Raw genomic sequence first — 21,668 nt, forward strand, 5'->3', positions numbered from 1 at the left:
AAACGGTCAACAATTGAAAAAACACCACGCTGCCAATCTGATTTTAGATGGTGTAACGTTTGATATCCATAAGGGAGAAAAGGTGGGGCTCATTGGTCGCAACGGAAGCGGTAAAACCACCCTTTTACGCCTGATTGCACGTTTGTCCCGCCCGGATGAAGGGCAGCTTGTCATTGCCAAAGATACGAAAATCGGCTACTTGCCGCAAATCCCGGCGGAGTTTGAAAACTTCACCGTATACGAAACACTGGCTTACGCCTATCGTGAGCTGAAGGATTGCCGTAATCAGATGAGCACGCTCGAACGGGAAATGTCAGATCCGATTGTGACAGCGAACCCGGGGATGTTGGAAAAGCTGCTGCAAACGTACGCTTCCCTCCAGGAGCGGTTTGAGCGTAACGGCGGCTATGAAATGGATGCCAATATAGATCAGGTAGCGGATGGGCTGCGTATTCCGAAAGCTATGTATACGCGCAACTTCGGTTCACTCTCGGGCGGAGAGAAAACTAAAATAGCGCTGGCATCCCAGCTCATTGGACGGCCGGATTTGCTGCTGCTGGATGAGCCAACCAACCATCTGGATTTGAAAGGGCTGGAATGGCTAGAGCAATTTTTGCAGAGCTACACCGGGGCCTGTGTGGTTGTATCCCATGACCGCTATTTTCTGGATCGAGTTGCTGGCAAGATGATCGAACTTGAGGATGGCGAGGCCTTTACGTACTATACGAATTACAGTGGCTACGTTAAGGAAAAGGAACAACGTCTGCTGCTGCAATTTGAGGATTATAAGGAACAGCAAAAGCGGATCAAAAAGATGAAGGAGGCCATTCGGCGTTTGGAAGAGTGGGGGCGCAATGGCGACAACGAAAAGTTCTTCAAAAAGGCAGCCTCAATCCGCAAGGCGCTGGAGCGCATGGAGCTGGTGAAGCGGCCTGTAATGGACCCGCAGGGGGCGGAATTTAACTTAAAGCTGGAGGATCGTTCCGGTCGCCGGGTACTTCAGTTTGAAGAACTCGCCAAAGCCTATGGAGAACGTCAGATATTAAACGGGGCTACGGGTAGCCTAGAATTCGGTGAAAAGGTAGCTTTGTTAGGCGATAACGGCGCAGGTAAAACAACGCTGCTCAAGCTGTTGCTTGGTCAGGAAAGCGCAGATACAGGCACGGTCCAATGGGGCGCGCGCGTCGAGTACGGATATTTGGCGCAACAAGAGAGAGAACGGGATAGCCGGGCGACGGTGCTTGCTTATTTCAAGGAGGAAGCAGGACTGGAAGAAGGCGAGGCGCGTGGGCAGCTGGCGAAGTATTTATTTTACGGCGCGGATGTGTTTAAGCCTGTGAGCATGCTGTCCGGTGGAGAGTGGTCCCGCTTAAGGCTGGCGCTGCTGGTCATGAAAAAGCCGAATTTGCTGGTGCTGGATGAGCCGACGAATCATTTGGACATCGACTCTCGCGAGGCCTTGGAGGAAGCGCTGGACACCTACTCGGGAACGGTGCTGGCGATTTCACATGACCGCTACTTTGTGAACAAGCTGGCTGGGCGCGTGTGGGAGCTGGAGGCAGGAAAGCTAGCCTCCTATCTGGGCGGCTTCGATGAATACCGCGCGAAGAAGCGTGAGCTGGAAAACGCTCGCTTGCAGCGCGAAGGGGATGCCGGCGTACGCTCGGCATCTGCAGGTAAAGCCGCATCTGGCGGCGGCTCGGGCTCGGGTCTGGCTGCGTCTGCTGATGCAGCCAGCAATGGCGCAGGGACGGCTGCGCGGCCAGGAGTGACCTCGGGAGCCGATAAGGGTCGTGCTCGCACCGAGTCGGCAGGTCGCTTGGGGTCGTCCGCTGCCGGGGACGAGGCACGCGGTGCGAAGGCCGCGAAGCCATCCCGCTCGCCGGCTGTCTCCAGCGAGCGCTTGGAGCGAGCGATTGCCGCCAAGGAAGCTGCATTGGCGGCGACAGATGCCGAGCTGGACCTGCTCGGCACGAGCAGCGACACAGCACGCATGACGGAGCTGTGGGATGCGCGCGAGCAGCTGCAAGCGGAGCTGGACACGTTGCTCGGCGAGTGGATTGAACTAGAGTAAGTGATAGGCTGGTTGCTGAAGATAGGCAACGTATATTTTATAAAGGATAGCCCTAAGGTAGCACGTCTGCTGAGGGGCTATTTTTGTATGGTAAAGACTAATGAGAGAGTGAAAATAGAATAACCATATATTTAAATAAATTGATATTAATAAATGTTTATCTTTTTATTTTACATAGAAAGTAATTTGTTTACATTTCGCAACTTGTGATATTTTCTACTTTATGCAAGCGATATTAATCATTATTAAATAGATTCTATACTTATTCGTAATCATACCTATCAATCATGGGATGGAGGAAACGATATGTCGGACTTCTTACTGGAGGTCAATCAGGTAACAAAAAAAATGGGGAAAAGACATTTACTGAATGACATCTCATTCAAGCTTCAGAAAGGGAAGATTTATGGATTCATCGGACCCAATGGAGCGGGCAAAACAACGATGATGCGTATTATGACTGGATTAATGCAGCCGACCAGCGGCTCTGTACAGATAGCTTCATATGATGTACGCACGGATCGGGAAAAAGCACTGTCCAAGGTGGGGGCCATTATTGAATCGCCAGTCTTTTTTGATTATATGACAGGCAGGCAGGTTCTGCGTAATTTGTCACGATTGCACTCTGAAATTGCATCCTCAGATCGGGAGGCGCATATCGAAGAATTGCTCACAAAGGTGAGACTAGAAACGCGGGGCGACGACAAGGTAAAAACCTATTCGCTTGGGATGAAGCAAAGACTAGGTATTGCACAGTCCATGCTGGGCTCTCCTGAGCTTTTGTTACTGGATGAACCGTCCAATGGTCTTGATCCCATGGGGATGAGAGAATTGCGGGATATTGTGCTTGCTTTGCGTGATTCTGCGAATTATGCCTTTTTTATCTCCAGTCATCTGCTGGACGAATTGCAACAGATGTGCGATGAACTTATCGTGATTAAAGAGGGCAGGCTAGTTTGGCAGGGACCTGCTGATCAGCTGTTAAAGGAAGGCCAACGTCTGGAGGAAGCCTTTATGGGGTTAATGGGACTATGAAGCGATTGATACAAAGTGAATTTGAACGATTGTGGAAGCGAAAGTGGTTCTGGCTTATGGTTTTATGTACACCTGTGCTAGCCTACTCGACAGGCTTATATTATTTGCGTACTCGGAATGTTCCAATAGAGGTGCTACACCAGAATTTTATCGTCACCAGTCTGCAGGAGAATTTGTATTTATTTTGCAACAGTGCTGTGGCTGCTTTAGCTGCTGCTGTGTTTACTGAGGAATTTCAGAGTGGACAGCTGCGTCTATTATTTATGCGTCGGTTTACTCGCGGTCAGATTTTTTGGAGTAAGCTGCTAGTTCTGAACAGTTCTATCTTGTTTCTTCTCTTTGTATTTGCGATTTCATCACAAGTAATCGCTGAGATATGGAGATATTCATATCATTTAAGTGACGCGAGTCTATCCATATTACAGCGACTGCAAATACTTGAATACTACGGTTGGGCGCTTGCTTCTCTATTGGCTATAAGTTCCTTGTATTGTTTTTTTGCTATGTATAGCAAGAGTGTTACATATGCTATCGGTATTTGCATGGTATACAATTTGGCTTCTCTGTTATTTGATCCGCTGTATCTAAAATTGGCATCCTTTGTTTCTCATATTCCATACCTATATGATGTGGTCGCATTTATGATTATTCCATATCTGCAGCATACGGGATTGAATAATTCTTTAATCGGAAGTTTATCTGTGAATGGGGCCATCATTACCGTTGTAAGTGTATATCTTGCCTTGTTTACATGGGGTGCATATCGCCGCTTTGTAGTCGATGATTATTTGTGTTAGGGGGATTGCTTGATGCTGGGAATCTGGCACAGTGAAATGGAACGAATTTGGAAGCGGAAGTCCACTTATTCGTTGTACGTAGTCTATATTTTAATAATTGTAGCGATTATATGGAGCTATAAAATGACGGGGACAAAGATCTTCCGTTTTGGCGAAGGAAGCATGCTCGTCAATAATTTAAACCTGCCATGGCTAATGATGAGTGAGGTTGCTTTATTTCTAACTTTGGCGATGTTACCTATCCTATATGTGGATCAGTTGAGTGGTGATCTTTATTCAGGGGCGTATAGGCTTTACATGTTGCGTCCGTATCGTCGTTTATGGTTCTGGCTTGCCAAGATGCTCGCACTATCGATCACAACAGTCATTTTCGTTGGGACAGGTTTGTTTATAAGTGTGCTTGCAGGATGGTTTCTTTTCCCGCATAGCTCTACTTTCTTGAAATATGGTGCATCAACACCTTCTACCTTGTCTGATGCCATAACCTACATACTCACATTTTATCTTATACTGCTTATGGTGTGCTTGGTGAAGCTCATGTTGAGCAGCGCTGTATGCTTATTTGTATCTCGACCCCTGTTTGCTTATCTATCAATTCTCGTTTTATCTGTATACCTCTTTAAATTGTCTAGACCGCTTATTATGTTAATGGACCCGTTTCGCGAAATATTGCTTGCTCTAAGGATTGACAACTCATTTGAATTTTGGATGTGTACAGGGGGAATGTTGGTCGTGTGCATTATTATTAGTTGTGTACGGTGGCAAAAACGAGTTTTTTAACATAAATTTTATAGTTGGTACTATACAAATAGAAAAGATCCAAGCAACCATTCGGAGGTTAGCTGGATCTTTTTTTTATACGGACGTTGAGGGTTGAAATAAGGTGTATCGTTTCTTTTCTGCAAGGGACGGGTATTTATTGTCTAGTCCCGCATAGATTGACATAGTAGAAAAGGAGGTATGAGCATGTGGAATGGGGTCAAAAGGCTGTCTACACTAATGGCAATTCTGCTGCTAGCAATTACTGTAAGCGCATGCAATAAGAGTAGCGATTCAGGCAAGGTGCAAATTGAGTTTTTCCAAAATAAGCCGGAGGCCAAGGGTTCATTCGACAAGCTGATTGCACAATTCAATCGGGAGCATCCCGGTATTGAAGTGACACAGGTCAATCCACCAGAGGCGGAGACGGTGTTATTGACCCGGGTGGTCAAAAACGATGTACCTGACATTGTGGGGCTTGGGGCGACCGATACTTACTCCATTTTGGCGCAGAGCGGTATTTTTGCGGATCTAGCGAATACGGAATTACCACGTACAGTAGACCCGATTTATCTCAAAATGCTTAAGGATGTGACCGGGGTCGATCCCGTGTATGGAATTCCTTATGCTGCGAATGCGAATGGTGTGATGTATAACAAAACACTTTTTAAGGAAATGGGATTACAGGTGCCCAAAACGTGGGATGAATTGATCGCAACGGCGCAAAGGATCAAGGCTGCCGGCAAAATCCCGTTCTATTTTACATATAAAGATGATTGGCAGACAAACCTTTCTTTTAATGCCCTGGGTCCGAACTTGGTGGGTATTGATTTTTTTCTGCAACGGCGTGAGAACCAGGTCACCTTTCAGGATAAGTACCGCGAGGTTGCGGAAAAGCAGCTGGAGCTACTGAAATACGGACATAGTGATAATTTTGGCAAAAACTATGCTGACGGTAACCGTGCTTTCGCTAATGGGCAGGCACTGATGTACATTCAGGGCTCGTGGGCTATATCTGAAATTCGCAAAGCCAACCCGAAAGTGGATCTTGGATTTTTCCCGTTACCCACGGGGAATGACGCAAAGGCGGTCAAGCTGGTGTCTGGTATAGACACGCTTTTAGCCGTTTCAGAAAGCACCTCGCATAAAAAGGAGGCTGAAGAGTTTATTGCCTTCCTATTGAAGCCAGAGAACAGCAAGCAATACATTACGGAGCAAACGTTGTTTTCAGCAGTGAAGGGGGTCACGCAGGATGACCCGAGTGTGGCAGAGCTGCTGCCGTATTTTAAGTCAGGCCGTGTCATTGATTTCGCCGATCACTATATTCCCAAAGCGGTCCAATTGAATTCTATTGTGCAGGCCTTTCTGCAAAACGGAGACATCGACGCCTATCTGACCAAGCTCGACCGGGAATGGAACAAGGTAGCTAACCGCCGATAGGAGAGGAGGATGAGACATGAATAAGCGACTAACGACCTTTTACTGGATGACGGTGCCGGCAGTGCTATTGTTTTTTCTGTTTTTAACCTTGCCTGCCCTGCAGGGATTGTATTATTCGCTTACCAATTGGAATGGATTCGGCCATCAGTATGACTTTGTCGGATTTAAGAACTACATTAATTTGTTTCAGGATGACAATGTGGGTAACGCATACTGGTTTACTTTCAAATTTGCGATTGTGGTTACCATTGCGATTAATATTCTCAGCTTGCTGATAGCCATGGGGCTGAACGCTAAAATACGTTTTCGCAATTTTTTTCGCGGGATTTATTTCTTGCCTAATATTTTGAGCGTGTTGATCGTGGGTTACATATTCAATTACCTGTTCTCAAACGTGTTTACGATTTGGGGACAGAACTTGGGCATCGGTTCATTATCGACAAACATCCTGGGGAGTGAGCAGTTGGCTTGGGTGGGGGTGGTCATCGTAGCCGTATGGCAGGGTATTGCCTTTAATACGATTCTCTACCTAGCAGGGCTGCAAACGATCCCGACCAGTCTGTATGAGGCGTCCAATCTGGACGGTGCAGGTAAATGGCGTGAATTCTGGAGCATTACCTTTCCGTTGATTGCTCCGTTTTTTACGATCAATATGGTATTGGCGATGAAAAATTCCCTGATGGTATTTGATCAGATCGTGGCTTTGACGAACGGCGGACCGGGGCGGGCTACGCAGTCGATTTCCCATCTGATATACACTGGAGGCTTTAGAGGCGGGGAATTTGCCTATCAATCGGCTAACTCAGTGATTTACTTTATTGTGATCGCAATCATTTCCATCTTACAGCTGCGATTCCTCCAGAGAAGGGAGATGGATAACTGATGAAAACAAGCAGACGTACTAACTGGCCTGTGCTGATTCTGATTGCGCTGGGGACAATATTTATCCTGTTTCCCCTCTATATGACGGTGACGATTGCACTTAAAAATCCTGAGCAGATGGCGTATTCCGCTTTTGCCTTTCCAACAAAGCTGCATTGGGAGAACTTTAGTCGTGCAGTGGAAATGACCCATTTCTTCAGCGCTTTTCGGAACAGTGTGATGGTGACGACCTCGACGGTCGTACTCACCTTGCTCACCAATTCAATGGTTGCTTATGCCATTGCCCGCAATATGCAGCGGCGTTTCTTCAAGGGGTTATATTTTTACTTTGTGAGCGCCATGTTTATTCCGTTTCCGATCATCATGCTGCCGATTGTGAAGCTGGCCTCGGGACTTCACATGACCAATCTGGTGGGCCTCATTGTGCTGCATACGGTATATGGCTTGGCGTTTAATGTCTTCGTGTATGTGGGTTATATTCGCTCCATTCCGGTAGCCTTGGAAGAGGCGGCCACGGTAGATGGTGCGACGACATGGGGGACATTTTGGCGCATTATATTCCCGCTGATGGCGCCGATTAGTGCTACGGTGGGGATTCTCACTTGTCTGTCCACCTATAATGACTTTTTGCTGCCGCTCATTATTATTAGCGATGCGGAGCAATATACACTGCCGCTCGTTCAGTATGTATTTCAGGGGCAATTCAACACCGACTTTAATCTGGCCTTTGCCTCGTACCTGATGGCTTTGCTACCAATGATTATTGTCTACCTGATTGCACAAAAATGGATTATCAATGGTGTTACGCAAGGCTCTGTAAAGTAAGGTGGGGATATCACAGCTTCGCGCAGACCGGGGTTCATTAGACCAATAAAAAGGGGTTCCCTATACCGTTAATCACACAGGTATAGAGAACCTTCTTTTTATAGCTTTGTCTATTTGGATGTTTTGCTATTGTTAGTCAAAGGCTGCAAGGGTACGGTCGTCTCGGCTTTCGGGTCGTCTGTTGTATAGTAGAACATATAAATAGAAGCTTCCTTTTCCTTGAAGTTTTTGTAGACATCCACTGCTTTGTTATTGCCATCTCCGGCAAAGTTGGCTGTGATCGGCTTGCCAATCATTCGTTCCTTCCCAAGACCAATATGTGTCTGGTTGATCCCTCCAAAGTGAGCATCCTCGCTTTCGGTTTCCACAAATAAGTCCGATCCTTGCTTGTAGTAGGTCCACTTTACAGGATAGCCCCCGATTTGCGTCATTAGTGTCTGCTTTTGCTCTGAAATATCAGTTAAATGCTGAGGTGTTTTGTCATCCGAATGGGTCGTGACCTTGTATTTGCCGGTAAAAGTAATGGGAGTATCCCGGGTAATCACAGTGTTGGCCGGCCGTTCAAAACGGATCGTATTCAGATCGTGGTCCTGATCAGGTGAAGACCAGCGATTACCCTCTAATATTGTGCCGTTCACAGAAAGAAAATACTTTTGATAAGGTAACATGGCGAATTTTTTCTCGCTTCTGATCGTGACACGGATTTGTGTCGGTGTAACAATCATTTGTTCCAGCATAAAATTCGGGTTGCCATTCTCTAAAGGAGTATTCAGCACACTTTTAATCGTCCCGCTCTCCATTTTCTTCTTGCTTAGCTGCAGGTCAAAGTTTAGGGGCTCATGCATACTTTTCTCCGTTTGTGCATATTGCAGCTTGAAACTGGTCTGCCCTTTTGGTATATCGCCTTTAGTAAAATACTGCTGGGCTGTGTATTCTCCGTTCTCACCGGGTGTACCAAATGTCCCTCCAGATTGAGGCTTCACAGGCTTCCCATCTTTGTAGGCGATAATTTGCGGATTATCCCATTCCTTTGGTATAGACGAATCAAAAGTAATCGCTGATGACAACATCAGTTTATCTTTTCCTTGCTCGAACACCTGTATCTTCATATCTTGTAAGCCGTTACGATCCAGCTTGAAAGTTTGTTTTTGAGGTGATGTGATATCGAGAGGCAAATCCAGTTCTTGAACGCTGGTGAGCTCCATATGCTCTACGGTCAGCCGCACGTTCTCTGTTTCTTGCTGCGGTGTCCAATCACTTTCAAAGTAGCCGTTATAGCGTTGGTTTTTCTCATCCCATTGCTGGAAGCTATACTCTCCTGCGCTGCTTTTTCCCGCAGCATTTTTAAGTGATACACCTTTGACATTCCAAAACTCGTTGTCTGCGCGTTTTCCGACCTCCAGACTGTACAGAATCACAGTACGGTTCTCATCGACAATAGCAGTATGCAACGTCAGCTTTATTCCGTCTTTGGTGACAGACTGTTCCAACGGTTGCCCCAGGTTTTGAGCTAACGCCGTCTCAATTCCACTTCTTCCGTACAGCAGATTGCCCCAGTTATAATGGATGGCGGCATAGACGGGAACGGCAACGAGAAGTGCACTTAGCGAGGCGGCGATAGCTACTTTTCGCCAATTTCTATGCCGGTGTGGAGTAAATGAATCGGAAACTTCGGTTAGCGTTGGAACTGTATGTCCTGCCTGTTCCATCCGATTCCACATCTCATCAAAGTTAGGATAAGCCAATGCCGAATCTTCATTTAACTTACGCTTCAATGCCTTTTCTACGTTGTTCATAGTTCTCTCCTTCCATCGTGGGAATCTGTGCGCCAGCCTCCCGCAGTATTTGCTCCATTAACTTTAGCCCTTTGTGTGTCCTGGACTTGACGGTTCCCAGCGGGATTTCCAGTAACTTGGATGTTTCCGCCAGTGTGAAATCGTGCATATAGCGAAGTGTCAGCACAGCGCGGATTTTGGCCGGAAGGCGGTTCATATAAACCGCCCATTCCTCCGCCGACTCGCGATCCTCCACCTGCCTGTCCACAGGCTTATTTTCTGTCCTAGTAAAAAGATGAGGATTGGCCGATACTTTCAAATGCAGGCTTTTTTGGCGTTTAAGATGGTTCAGACAATGATTGACCGTGATTTTCATAATCCAGGCTTTCAGTTGCTCGATGTGCTCACGATTGCTACGAAACAGGATGATAAACACTTCCTGCGTTAAATCCTCTGCATCCGAGGTGTTATGGACCATGTAGTAGCAGGTTCGGTATACATCCCGTTGATACAGATCAAACAGTTCCCGATTACTCTCCAAGGATGGCTCTCCTTTCTCGTACAGTTTACCTATATAACAACTGGAGTCTCCAAAAGGTTCATTCGGATGTGAAAAAGAGATGGCTCGCATCTGAGTGTATTTCACTTTCTCTCCAATGTATCACACGTAAAAAAGAAGCGTATCACACAAAAAAAGAAGCCTGTAAATCTCATAACTACAGATTTATAGGCTTCTTATAGGTTTTATTGCTAGATCGTTAGACCCTACGGAATGAACACTTCTTTTTGCAAAAAAACGACAACGGGTAGCTTGCGGACAACCTTCCGCTCAATCAGCCAGCCGTACAATCGTTCTACCCTGCGAACGGGCGGCGAGGATGTCTTCGAGCGCGCTTGGCAGATCAGCCAAGCCGATTTCGCGCTCAACGAGCCGCTCCGGCTGTTCCGGCTTCCAGTCACCGCCAAGGTGCTTCCAAATCGCTGCGCGGGTGTCATAGGGGCAGAAGACAGAGTCTATGCCCAGCAGATTTACGCCGCGCAAAATAAACGGCAGCACTGTCGTAGGCAGCTTGGTGCCTGCCGTCAGGCCGCTCACGGCAACCGAGCCATTGTAGGCGATCTGGCTGAGCAGCGAAGCGAGCGGCTTTCCGCCTACAGGGTCAACAGCCGCTTGCCACAGCTGCTTGCCTAGCGGACGGATGCTCTCGGCACCGTCGTAAACCTCCTCACGCGAAATAACCTCGGCTGCCCCAAGCGCCTTGAGGTAATCATGCGATTCGGCCTTGCCGCTACTGGCCACGACATGATAGCCCCGCTTGTGCAGCAAAGCAATGGCTGCACCGCCTACACCACCCGTCGCACCGGTGACGAGTACTTTGCCCTTATCCGGCGCAACGCCGTTTTGCTCCAGCCGATATAACGACAGGGCTGCGGTGAATCCGGCTGTCCCGAAAATCATCGCCTCTCTCAGCGTGAGTCCGTCTGGAAGCGGAACTACCCAGTCCGCAGGCACCCGAGCATATTGACTGAATCCTCCGAATTGAGACACACCCAGCCCGTAGCCGGTAACGAGCACCGCTTGTCCCTCGCTAAAGCGGCTATTCTCGGATGAAACGACGGTTCCCGAGCAATCTATGCCGGGTACGAATGGATAGGCTTTGACAATATTGCCATCCTTGCGGGCGGCAAGCCCGTCTTTATAATTGATGCTGGAATAAGCGACACGAATCAATACCTCTCCAGCAGGCAAATTGCCAGCTTCCAGAGAGCGTACCTCTGCTTGAACTTCACCGTCCTGTGTCTGATCGACGACAAGGGCTTGAAATGACTGAGTCATCTATAAAAGCCTCCTTTATTACCGTTTAAGCCTATGAATGGCCTATATGTTCCATTTCTAATTTACAAATTATGCTTAGAAAGCATACAACAATCTGCACAGCCTGTCAGCAGCAATGCTCACAAGCTCGTATCCTATTATACCTTAAGCTCATCAAGACATCGAGCGGACCGATTATGGCTATATTCTTGCAACAGCTTGTTTCAATAAAGTTCGATAATCAAATATAAAGAAGGTGATAAATGAATTCTTACGTATTTTTCAAATCATTTTACGTAAACGGGATGTATTTTCAGAATGACTGTGCTAACATACCCTTTGATCATTAAATATTCTATGAAGAAAGGTGAATGAATGACAACTAGAGCACTAAAAAAGGGTTCGGTATTGTCCGAAGCCAAGGAACTGAATTTGTTCCGTTTGACATGGCCTATTTTCCTTGAATTGTTCCTGTTTATGTTAATGGGAAGCGTCGATACATTCATGCTCAGCTCTGTATCGGATAATGCAGTGTCGGGTGTGGGCGCATCCAATCAAATTATTTCAATTGCCATCCTTGTACTGGAGGTTATCGGCAACGGCGCTGCTATCGTCGTAGCTCAATATATCGGTTCTAAGAAACTAGTCGAAGCGGCCCAGGTGACGGGTACGGCCATTACTTTGAATTTAATGGTAGGTCTTTTGCTTAGCGTAACTTTTCTTGTGTTCGGTACTCATATGTTGCAATGGCTGAATGTCCAGGGGGATATTCTGACTTACGCAGAATCCTATATGAGTATCGTCGGGGGGGCCATTTTCCTTCAGGCATTGATTAACTCGCTGGCGGCGACTATTCGTACGCACGGCTTTACCAAAGAAACGATGTATGTATCGGTTTTTATGAACGTGATCCACGTGGTCGGCAACTATGTTTTGATTTTGGGGCATTGGGGCATGCCTGCACTTGGTGTAGAAGGTGCTGCTATTTCTACAGTCGGTAGCCGCTTTATTTGTCTCTTAATTTTCTTCTGGCTGATGTACCGGGTCACTGAGGTGCGTGTCGAGTGGAAATATTACGTTCACTTGTCCAAAAAGTTCATCTCTAAAATATTGCGCATCGGTGTACCATCCGCACTGGAGTCTATTATGTATCAGTCATGTCAGCTCATATTTACATTGTACGTGACTTATCTGGGTGCAGAAGCGATGGCAACACGCCAGTATGCGAATAATATTTCGAGCTATATCTACTTGTTCAGTATGGCCGTCGGTATGGGAACGGCTATCGTAGTGGGAAGGCTCGTGGGGGCCAGAGAGAAGGATACGGCTTATAAACGTGTATTGAACAGTGTGAAATGGGCGCTACTCGTGACTGTGATTATTGATGCGGTGGTTATCTTTTTCCGTGTTCCCTTGCTTGGTTTGTTTACGGAGAACCCTGAAATTATTCGTTTGGGTGCGCAGGTTATTTTACTTAGCATTCTGCTGGAAACTGGACGGACGACGAATATCGTCATCATTAACTCATTGCGTGCTGCTGGAGATGCCAAGTTCCCGGTCTATATGGGGTTGATCTCCATGGTCTGCATGAGCTTGCCGCTCGGCTATCTGCTGGTGTTCAAGCTGGATATGGGACTCGCTGGCGTGTGGCTGGCGATTGCTGCTGATGAGTGGACTCGTGCTGTCATCATGTATGCCCGCTGGAGAAGCCGGTTATGGGAAAAGCATTCACTGGTCGAGCACGATACACCAGATCAGTCTGCAACGCCTGTTCCGGCACACTAATCCAAACAGTAATTTAGCGTTGCGTTAGCTAGAACCTGGCCTTTCGATAGAGTTATATACGTGGAGGCAGTTCAAGAGAACATCTTGAGCTGCCTCTTTTTGCTGCATAGAGAAGAAATAGTAGAAAGCCAAAAATGATATAGAGAAAACGGAATAGGCGGAAATGTTGCTGTACAAGTAAGCTCAAAACATATCATAATGGCATTCATAAATAGAAGTGTGGTAAATTTACTAAAAAAAAGATATACTTTTGTTGCACTAACGCAGTACATGAAAGACAAGGAGTGTACCGATGAAGAAGCCGACGATTGAAGATGTTGCCCAGAGGGCGGGAGTGTCTAAAAGCACGGTCTCGCAATTTCTGAACAAACGATATAAATATATGAGCGACCAGACCAAAGACCGGATTGCGGAGGTTATTCAGGAGTTGAACTATCAGCCTAACGGGCTGGCCCGCAGCTTGAAGCAAAACCGGACATTTATGGTGGGAGTTATTGTAGCCAACATTGACTATACGCTGTCGATCCAATCTATCCGTGCGATTGAGGAGGAATTGCAGCGCTTTGGCATTCAGGTGATCATTTGCAACGCCGATGAAAATCCCGATAAGGAAAGCCAGTATATTGAGATGCTCAAGGCCCGTCAAGTGGACGGCTTGATCATCTTCCCGACAGGCAAGCATGCAGACATTTACAACCAGCTCATTCGTGAGAAATATCCATTGGTGTTTTTGGACCGTTTGGTGGACGGTGTCAATACGCGCAGTCTGCTGCTGGATAACGAAATGGCAGTTAAGCTGGCGATTCAGGAGCTTGTGGCTCACAAGCATGAGCGAATTGCGCTGATTACCTTGCCCCTTGGCCTGAATCGGATTACTCCCCGAGTGGAACGGCTCAGCGGATACAAGAAGGCGCTGGAGGAGCATGGTTTGCCAGCTCGTGATGAATATATGCACAGTGTGCCGAGAGAAGAAATCCAGCAGACGCTGAAAGAGCTGTTCCAACTGCCAGAGCCGCCGACTGCGCTGTTGGCCGGAAATGATATCGTGTTGGCTGAGGTGTTGAAGTATGTGAATGCCCGCCGCATACGTATTCCGGCAGAGCTGTCCGTTATCGGGATTGACGACGCGGAGTTTGCCCATATTTATAATCCGCCGATTACGACCATTACACAACCGATTGCGGATATGGGGAGGCAGGCGGCAAAAACGCTGCTGTCCAGCATTGAAGAAGGCGGCGAGTCAGTGCCGATTATTTACCGATTTGTGCCGGATATCCATCGCGGAGAATCCATCAAAACGCTGTAGACGAGCATTCTGACATCTATTATAAAAAAAGCCCGTATTCCATTGTGCGATCTGAGTATGCGTATGCTGCTCAGGTACACAAAAGCGAACACGGGCTATTGGAAGTTAAGGCTGACTTTGAATTCGGCCTTGTTGAGTTTGCGTTAATAGCGGTAAAGGTTATGCGGGGAATAAACCCGGACTAATTCGTGCTGGCGCTGAGCAAAAAGGATTCCAGTTCGGCTCGTGTCGGATAGCCGTCCATATCTCCGGCTGACATGACAGCCAGCGCACCAAGTGCATTCCCGCGCTTGACCGCTTCAGCCAGGGGTAAGCCTTCCAGCAGCGCACTAATCACACCTGCGGCAAAGCCGTCACCTGCGCCGACGGTATCTACGACATGATCAACCCGGAAACGTTTGACATATCCCTCCGCATCTGCGGATTTGTAATAGGCGCCTTCGGTTCCCAGCTTGATGATCACCAGCGAGGTGCCGCGATCGAGGTAGAACGAAGCGATATCTTCAGGCGAAGTATAGCCTGTTAATATTTCACCTTCATGGATGCCTGGCAGCAGCCAGTCACAACCCTCGGACGCTTCGTTAATTGCCTTCACCATCGTTTGCGTGTCAGCCCATAATTTAGCTCTGAGGTTAGGATCAAAGGATACGGTTTTGCCTGCCTTTTTCATAAACTGCTTTGCATGGCGGGCGAAGTCGCGGCATTCAGGGGAAAGTGCGACAGAAATACCTGTAAAGTGCAAGTGGCGAGCCTCGGCAAAGTAAGCTTCGTTAAAATCAGCGATGCTCAGTGTGGAAGCGGCGGAATGCTTGCGAAAATATTCGACCTCAGGATCGCCGCTGGTAACTTTAGACTTAATCAGCATCCCGGTAGAGCGGTCTTTGGTAAACATGACATTTTGAGTGTCGATCTTCTCCTGACGTAGTGCATCGGCAATGAACCTGCCGAATGTATCCTCCCCGAGTTTGGTCACGAGTCCTGCTCTTAGTCCCAAACGCGACAAACCAGCCGAAACATTCGTCTCCGCTCCAGCCAGCGCTTTGGTAAATGAACGCACCTCATCCAGAGAGCCTGCTTCATTGGCGTAAAACATGGCCATAGGTTCTCCAAAGGTAACGGCATCCAATGTTGCGGTCATTTGAATTCCTCCTTATGTTTAGTAAACTAAATCTGTAAGCGTATGCACCGCCTGAATAAAATGAAATTATCACATAAATCGGTTTTTCACAATGAGCAAGTTGATATATTTGCTAAAAACTTTTTGGATAAAATAGATAAAAAAATATGTCCTTGTTTATCAAAAGGTAAAAAACATGTAAAAATCCGCGAGTATTAAGGCTTTTTCTAGGAATGATGAAGTTTTGGGTTGACACCCCCTTAGATAATTATTACAATTCTAGCTAAGAAGTAGAGTTAGAAATCGCTTTTATAATGATTCCGTTGATAAAAAAATTTATCTAAACAGGAGGAATGTTTTTATGGAAATGCGTTATTCAACTCATCCCGAACATGCCAAGCATTTTACAACTGAAGAGTTGCGTCAGCACTATCTGATCCAGGAGCTTTTTGTACCTGAGGAAGTAAAGCTGGTCTATACGCATGAAGATCGTGTTATTATCGGGGGCATTCACCCCGTGAATAAATCTGTTGCACTGGAAGGCAGCGATCAAATCAAAGCGGAAACTTTCTTGGAGCGTCGTGAACTGGGTGTTTTTAATGTCGGCGGCAACGGTACGGTCAAGGTGGATGGTGAAACTTACGAGCTAGCCACAAAAGACTGCCTCTACGTAGGTAAAGGTGCCAAGGAGTTGATCTTTGAAAGCGATTCCAGTGGAAAGCCGGCGAAATTTTATATCGTCTCAGCCTTGGCCCATACCACGTATCCGACGACAAAGCAGTCTGTTGCTGATGTGCCGTCTGAAAGTCTGGGTTCGCAAGAAACAGCCAATAACCGTACGTTACGCCGCTTTATCCATGACGAAGGCATTCAAAGCTGCCAATTGGTTATGGGTATGACCACGCTAGAGAACGGCAGTGTGTGGAACTCCATGCCGACCCATGTTCATGACCGTCGCATGGAAGTGTATTTCTACTTTGAGATGGATGAAAACGCGAGAATGTTCCACCTAATGGGTGAGCCGAACGAAACGCGCCATCTGGTCATGAAAAATGATGAAGCCGTTATTTCTCCGCCTTGGTCTATCCATTGCGGTGCGGCTACAGGCAGCTATACCTTCATTTGGGGCATGGCCGGTGAAAATAAAACATATAAAGACATGGATCAGGTAGCCATGAGCGAGCTGCGTTAATCCGGTTTTTGCATTGGAGCGTAGACCTGCAAGCGGCTGAGGAACCATGGCCATCCCATTCGTGGAAAGGATCAGGAACATGACGAAAAAGAAAGTTTTGGAACATATCACTTCGGTTGGTGTTGTTGCAGTCATTCGGGGAAACACGGCAGAGGAAGCGTATCAAATGTCCAAAGCCTGTATTGAAGGCGGCTTGGATAATATTGAGCTTACGTTCACGACACCGGATGCGGATCAGGTCATTCGAAGATTGAAAGACGAATTTAAGGACCGGGCAGTTATTGGTGCAGGAACTGTACTGGAGTCACTGACAGCGAGAATTGCTATTCTGGCCGGAGCAGAGTTTGTCGTGAGTCCTGCTTTTGAAGAGGAAACAGCGAAGCTATGCAATTTGTACGCGATTCCTTATATGCCAGGCTGTATGACGCTGAACGAGATCAAGGAAGCCATGAAATTGGGTAGTGATGTCGTGAAGCTGTTCCCGGGCAATACGATGGGTGCGGACTTTGTTAAGGCTGTTAGAGGGCCAATGCCTCACGTACAGATTATGCCAACCGGTGGCGTTGATCTGGACAATATGGAAACCTGGCTGCGTAACGGATGTGTGGCCGTGGGAATTGGAGGCAATTTGACGGCTCCAGCCAAGGAAGGTCGCTACGACTTGATCACAGAAAATGCAGCCCGTTATGTAGCTAAATATAAAGAAGTACGTGCAGCGTTGTAGGCTTCAGAAAATATAGGTTTTATACTAATGTGTGATGGAGGCGTAGGCATGGGTTTGGACCATTTTTCATTGGATTTTTTCAGTCTCAATGGTAAAACAGCGATTGTAACAGGAGGCAACACTGGTTTGGGTCAAGGATACTCCGTAGCTTTGGCCAAAGCAGGCGCAAACCTGTTCATTGTAGCTAACAATGATGATTATGAAGAAACAAGACGTCTGCTGGAGCCGACGGGTGTGAAGTTTGCCTTTCACCAAGCCGACCTAACTGAAAAAGCATCCCTTAAAAAGCTTGTAGAAGAGTGCATCAAGGAATTTGGTAAAATTGATATCCTTGTCAATAATGCGGGTACGATTCGCCGCGCTCCTCTGCTGGAGTATAAAGACGAAGATTGGGACGCTGTTATGGAAATCAACCTGAATGCTGTATACCATTTGAGCCAGGAAGTGGCGAAGATAATGGTAGAGCAAAAAAGCGGGAAGATTATCAATGTCGCTTCTATGCTTGCTTTCCAGGGCGGCAAGTTCGTTCCGCCGTATACAGCAAGCAAGCATGCAGTAGCTGGCTTGACCAAGGCATTCGCAAACGAGCTGGCGGTTCATAACATTCAGATTAACGCGATTGCTCCTGGTTACATTGCTACGGCGAATACCGCTCCAATTCGTGCGGATGAAAACCGCAATCAAGAAATCTTGTCGCGTATTCCTGCGGGTCGTTGGGGCGATCCGTCTGATCTGATGGGGGTTGTTGTTTTCCTCGCCAGTCAGGGTTCGGACTACATGAACGGTCATATCTTGGCGGTGGATGGCGGCTGGCTGGTACGTTAAGCAGCGCTGACCACATATAAGTCATGAACTGAAAGCTGCCTCAAAAGGAATTCGTCCTTTTAGGCAGCTTTTTTGCATGATGAAGCGTTAAGCTGTACATGAAGATTTGGGATGCTATGTCGATTCCGTCCTATGCATATGGCACGAATGCCTTTATAATTTAATGAGATAAAAAATTGCCTAGGCTCCAGCCGTTACACTTGGTTGGAGCCTTTGAGCATAACACAGATAGATTGGAGAATGGAGAGATGAGTTCACAGCAACACCAACGAGCCTTGCTATACAAATCTTTGTGGCATGCCGGTCCTTGGCTGCTAGCCGTAGGGATCATCCTGGTAGGTGCCAATCTGCGCGCCTCGATTACTTCGGTAGGACCTCTTATCGGTTTGATTAAGGATTCTTTGCATATTTCAAATACACTAAGTGGTCTGTTAACGACATTACCACTGCTTGCTTTTGCACTGTTGTCGCCTTTTGTAGCCCAACTGTCGCGCCGCTTCGGGTCGCCGCTTGTTATTTTTGCAGCCTTGCTGCTGTTGACCGCAGGTATTGTGGTGCGCTCGACGTTGGGGGTGACTGCATTATTTGTCGGGACTGCGATGCTGGGACTGGCTATTGCTGTGTGCAATGTTTTGCTGCCCAGCTTGATCAAAGAAGAGTTCCCTCGCAATAGCGGCCTGATGACCGGCGTATATTCCGTATCCATGAATGTGGTCGCTGCAACAGCATCCGGTCTGAGTATACCGTTGGCTCTGAATGGAGGAATGGGCTGGCGTGGTGCTTTAGGGATCTGGGCGATTATTGGCGTCGTAGGTATTTTACTCTGGGTGCCCCAGCTTCTTAAGGTGCGCCGAACAGCTAATCAAGCGGTAGTATCCGCCCGAACGGTGAATGTGTATAAATCGTCTTTGGCATGGAAGGTGACGCTGTTCATGGGGCTGCAATCTGCCCTCTTCTATGTTCCTGCTGCCTGGTTTCCCGAAATGATGAGCGGACAGGGAATGGATTCAGAGACTGCGGGATGGATGCTGTCTGTGCTGCAATTTTCACAAATGCCATTTACTTTTATTGTTCCTATTTGGGCGGCGCGAGTGAAGGATCAGCGGCTATTGGTTCTGATTATGGCAGTGCTCTATTTTATCGGTCTGGGTGGATTTCTGCTCGGGGCTACACAGTGGAGTGTGGTTTGGGTTATTTGTATTGGAATAGCAGGTGGTTTTGCTTTCCCGCTAGTCATGATGTTCTTTAATTTGCGGACCCGGACACCGCAGCAGGCCGCAGAGCTGTCAGGTATGGCGCAATCCTTTGGTTATTTGCTGGCAGCGACAGGACCGACACTATTCGGTTATTTGCATGATGCGACACAGGGCTGGACAATTCCGCTGCTTTTACTCTTGTGCCTGAGTGTGCTGCTTATGTTTATAGGCCTGGGTGCAGCCAAGAAACGATATGTCGGAGGCGAGGTGGATGATCAGGCTGCAATTTGATGCAGATGGCTATAGCGTGGTCTATAATGCAGATCGTGTTATGTTGTTGGCTAAAGAGTTTGCGTTGCTGCGCTTCCTATACGATAACCGGAATCAGGTGTTCACCCGGGAACAACTGCTGGATCGTGTGTGGCCGCTGGAATATCCAGTGGAGCGTACCGTGGATGATCATATCTACAGATTGCGCAAAAAACTTAAGGCATGGACTGGACTTCGTATTCATACGGTTAGAGGGTATGGCTACAGCTTGACCCTGACTGACATACAACCACGGAATCATCCTTCTTTGCACGATCAGGAAGTGCAGGACGCCGTTCATGGACTTTTCCGAAAGTATCACCTGTTGGGGCAGGGCGATTCCATCGTAGCACTAGCCGAACAGCAGGAACAGCTGGGTTTCCAAATGTCGGCCTATTATCAAATGTATATCCGTTTTGTGCAGGCGGATGTGTCTTGGTTCTTAAAGCGAGAGGATTTTGCACCCGCAGACCGTTTGTATTGGATGCTGCTGCTATATACAGGCACAGCAGCGGTTACGGATCACGGGCTAGCCCTTTGTGAACGTGCGCTCACCAGCGGATTGCTGTCCAGTGACCAAGAGCGGGAATTGCGCATCCTCAATATTCTGGAGGCTTATGTGGAACATGGACAACCAGAACGCGCACAGGAAGGCCTGCCATTGACCTTCATGATCATGGAGCGGGATGATCTCGATAAATTTGTGATGCCGGTTGCGCTGATGGAGATGTACATGCATCTGGTTGCAAATCATATGGAAAAGGTTGCTGAACTGTCTGATCGTCTGGAAGGCATGCTGTCGGTGGCTCCGTATTTGCGCGAACTGGGCCGTTATCGCATGCTGCGTGGACTTATGCTGTTGCGTACTGGAGATGTGGACAACGCTGAGCGGCTCATGGATGAGGGACTGGGCACTCTTGATATGGCGAAACAGGAACTGCTAAAAATCAAAGCGGTTAGTCAAATTCGCAGTTTCTTGAAGCTTTGCGGCCCATATCCCATGCTGGAAGAGAAGTATGCGGCTCAATACGATCAGCTTGACCGGGACAATCGTTTGACACTGCATCGTTCGACGCTAAAGCGCTGGCTGGAGCAGATCCTTTCTGTGGCCTGACTTTTTTTAGCTGTCTGATTTTCCTCTGATAAAGACCCGCTAGAATGTTCTTATTGCTAATGAAGCAGAAAATGAGAGCAGGGTGAATAGAAATGAAGGAAGAGAAAGAGTTGCAATCCACGCCTAGTATTTGGCGTAATGGTCGTTTTCGGCGGATGTTTGCGGCCCATACGGCTGCTTCCTTTGGCGATTGGTTTGATGCTATCGCCATTCAGGTGCTGGTTGCTTACCGCTGGGAAGCCGACCCCATGCTGATTGCGCTGATTCCGGTAGTCATGGCCCTGCCGGGTCTGCTGCTCGGTTCTATTGCAGGTACGTTAGCCGACCGGGTACACAAGGCGCGGCTGATGATCATCTGCGATGCAGCTATCGCCTTACTGACGCTGGCGATTCTCGCCGTCCCAGGTCCGGCGTGGCTGTTGCCTTTGCTCGGTTTGCGCGCAGCGGCTGGTGTATTCCAAATGCCGTCACAGCAAGGCTTGACCCGTACAGTAGTCGCCAGTAGCGACCTTTTCCGTGCAACCTCACTGAACGGACTGGTCAATCAGGCCTCCAAAGTCGCGGGGCCCTTGCTGGGCGCCATGACCTTGGCTGTGCTGTCCCCGCAAGCATGCATCATCTTGAATGCACTGCTGCGTCTCTGCTCCGGCCTGCTGCTCTGGCCGCTGCGTGGCATCGGTCCGGCGCTGGCCAGCCC

The 21,668-nt window shown here is 47.8% G+C and carries 19 protein-coding genes; 15 read left to right on the plus strand and 4 right to left on the minus strand.

Annotated elements, in window-relative coordinates; genetic code table 11:
* The 7 genes from abc-f to AC5V8P_RS09775 form a co-directional block, all read left to right on the plus strand.
* Window positions 1–2,074: ribosomal protection-like ABC-F family protein (gene abc-f / locus AC5V8P_RS09745; RefSeq protein ID WP_495473615.1), on the plus strand; the 2,074-nt coding region annotated here is incomplete at its 5' end.
* A 306-nt stretch (window positions 2,075–2,380) separates the two neighbouring features.
* A complete protein-coding gene (locus tag AC5V8P_RS09750; RefSeq protein WP_064797662.1) occupies window positions 2,381–3,109 on the plus strand; it encodes an ABC transporter ATP-binding protein in 729 nt (242 codons plus the stop codon).
* A complete protein-coding gene (locus AC5V8P_RS09755; RefSeq protein WP_064797663.1) occupies window positions 3,106–3,906 on the plus strand; it encodes an ABC transporter permease in 801 nt (266 codons plus the stop codon). Before AC5V8P_RS09750 ends, AC5V8P_RS09755 begins: the two co-directional genes overlap by 4 nt.
* 12 nt (window positions 3,907–3,918) lie before the next feature.
* Complete coding sequence (locus tag AC5V8P_RS09760; protein WP_064797664.1) at window positions 3,919–4,686, plus strand: hypothetical protein; 768 nt, start codon at window positions 3,919–3,921, stop codon at window positions 4,684–4,686.
* A gap of 186 nt (window positions 4,687–4,872) precedes the next feature.
* Window positions 4,873–6,105, plus strand: coding sequence for an ABC transporter substrate-binding protein (locus AC5V8P_RS09765; protein ID WP_064797665.1), 1,233 nt, complete (start codon window positions 4,873–4,875; stop codon window positions 6,103–6,105).
* A 16-nt stretch (window positions 6,106–6,121) separates the two neighbouring features.
* Window positions 6,122–6,988, plus strand: a complete 867-nt coding sequence (locus AC5V8P_RS09770) for a carbohydrate ABC transporter permease (protein ID WP_063207161.1) — start codon at window positions 6,122–6,124, stop codon at window positions 6,986–6,988.
* Window positions 6,988–7,812 (plus strand): carbohydrate ABC transporter permease, encoded by an 825-nt coding sequence (locus tag AC5V8P_RS09775; protein ID WP_064797666.1) that lies wholly within the window; start codon window positions 6,988–6,990, stop codon window positions 7,810–7,812. Before AC5V8P_RS09770 ends, AC5V8P_RS09775 begins: the two co-directional genes overlap by 1 nt.
* A 110-nt stretch (window positions 7,813–7,922) precedes the next feature.
* Here AC5V8P_RS09775 and AC5V8P_RS09780 read toward each other — a convergent pair whose 3' ends face one another.
* From AC5V8P_RS09780 to AC5V8P_RS09790, 3 genes are all read right to left on the minus strand, one after another.
* Window positions 7,923–9,608 (minus strand): DUF4179 domain-containing protein, encoded by a 1,686-nt coding sequence (locus AC5V8P_RS09780; protein WP_064797667.1) that lies wholly within the window; start codon window positions 9,606–9,608, stop codon window positions 7,923–7,925.
* Window positions 9,577–10,128, minus strand: coding sequence for an RNA polymerase sigma factor (locus AC5V8P_RS09785; protein ID WP_064797668.1), 552 nt, complete (start codon window positions 10,126–10,128; stop codon window positions 9,577–9,579). Before AC5V8P_RS09785 ends, AC5V8P_RS09780 begins: the two co-directional genes overlap by 32 nt.
* 288 nt (window positions 10,129–10,416) lie before the next feature.
* The gene (locus tag AC5V8P_RS09790) at window positions 10,417–11,424 is read right to left on the minus strand and encodes an acrylyl-CoA reductase family protein (protein WP_064797669.1); all 1,008 of its coding nucleotides are present in this window, start codon (window positions 11,422–11,424) and stop codon (window positions 10,417–10,419) included.
* A gap of 354 nt (window positions 11,425–11,778) precedes the next feature.
* Between AC5V8P_RS09790 and AC5V8P_RS09795 the strand changes: the two genes are divergently transcribed.
* Both AC5V8P_RS09795 and AC5V8P_RS09800 read left to right on the plus strand, forming a co-directional pair.
* On the plus strand, window positions 11,779–13,188 hold the full coding sequence (locus tag AC5V8P_RS09795) for an MATE family efflux transporter (protein ID WP_064797670.1): 1,410 nt from the start codon (window positions 11,779–11,781) through the stop codon (window positions 13,186–13,188).
* A 292-nt stretch (window positions 13,189–13,480) separates the two neighbouring features.
* On the plus strand, window positions 13,481–14,494 hold the full coding sequence (locus AC5V8P_RS09800; RefSeq protein WP_064797671.1) for a LacI family DNA-binding transcriptional regulator: 1,014 nt from the start codon (window positions 13,481–13,483) through the stop codon (window positions 14,492–14,494).
* A 181-nt stretch (window positions 14,495–14,675) separates the two neighbouring features.
* On the opposite strand, the gene AC5V8P_RS09805 is transcribed toward AC5V8P_RS09800, so the two are convergent.
* Window positions 14,676–15,632, minus strand: coding sequence for a sugar kinase (locus AC5V8P_RS09805; protein ID WP_064797672.1), 957 nt, complete (start codon window positions 15,630–15,632; stop codon window positions 14,676–14,678).
* A 340-nt stretch (window positions 15,633–15,972) separates the two neighbouring features.
* Between AC5V8P_RS09805 and kduI the strand changes: the two genes are divergently transcribed.
* The 6 genes from kduI to AC5V8P_RS09835 all read left to right on the plus strand — a co-directional run.
* The gene (kduI, locus tag AC5V8P_RS09810) at window positions 15,973–16,803 is read left to right on the plus strand and encodes a 5-dehydro-4-deoxy-D-glucuronate isomerase (protein WP_064797673.1); all 831 of its coding nucleotides are present in this window, start codon (window positions 15,973–15,975) and stop codon (window positions 16,801–16,803) included.
* Between the two features lie 79 nt (window positions 16,804–16,882).
* A complete protein-coding gene (locus AC5V8P_RS09815) occupies window positions 16,883–17,527 on the plus strand; it encodes a bifunctional 2-keto-4-hydroxyglutarate aldolase/2-keto-3-deoxy-6-phosphogluconate aldolase (protein ID WP_063207133.1) in 645 nt (214 codons plus the stop codon).
* A gap of 48 nt (window positions 17,528–17,575) precedes the next feature.
* Window positions 17,576–18,352, plus strand: coding sequence for a 2-dehydro-3-deoxy-D-gluconate 5-dehydrogenase KduD (kduD, locus tag AC5V8P_RS09820; RefSeq protein WP_064797674.1), 777 nt, complete (start codon window positions 17,576–17,578; stop codon window positions 18,350–18,352).
* 248 nt (window positions 18,353–18,600) lie between these two features.
* Window positions 18,601–19,839, plus strand: a complete 1,239-nt coding sequence (locus AC5V8P_RS09825; protein ID WP_063207130.1) for a CynX/NimT family MFS transporter — start codon at window positions 18,601–18,603, stop codon at window positions 19,837–19,839.
* Entirely contained in the window at window positions 19,820–20,971 is a 1,152-nt protein-coding gene (locus AC5V8P_RS09830; RefSeq protein ID WP_064797675.1) for a winged helix-turn-helix domain-containing protein, read from the plus strand. The genes AC5V8P_RS09825 and AC5V8P_RS09830 overlap by 20 nt, the downstream gene beginning before the upstream one ends.
* A 92-nt stretch (window positions 20,972–21,063) precedes the next feature.
* The coding region (locus AC5V8P_RS09835; RefSeq protein ID WP_495473616.1) for an MFS transporter at window positions 21,064–21,668 on the plus strand (605 nt) is incomplete at its 3' end.

The sequence above is a fragment of the Paenibacillus sp. N119s genome (genome assembly GCF_059447605.1).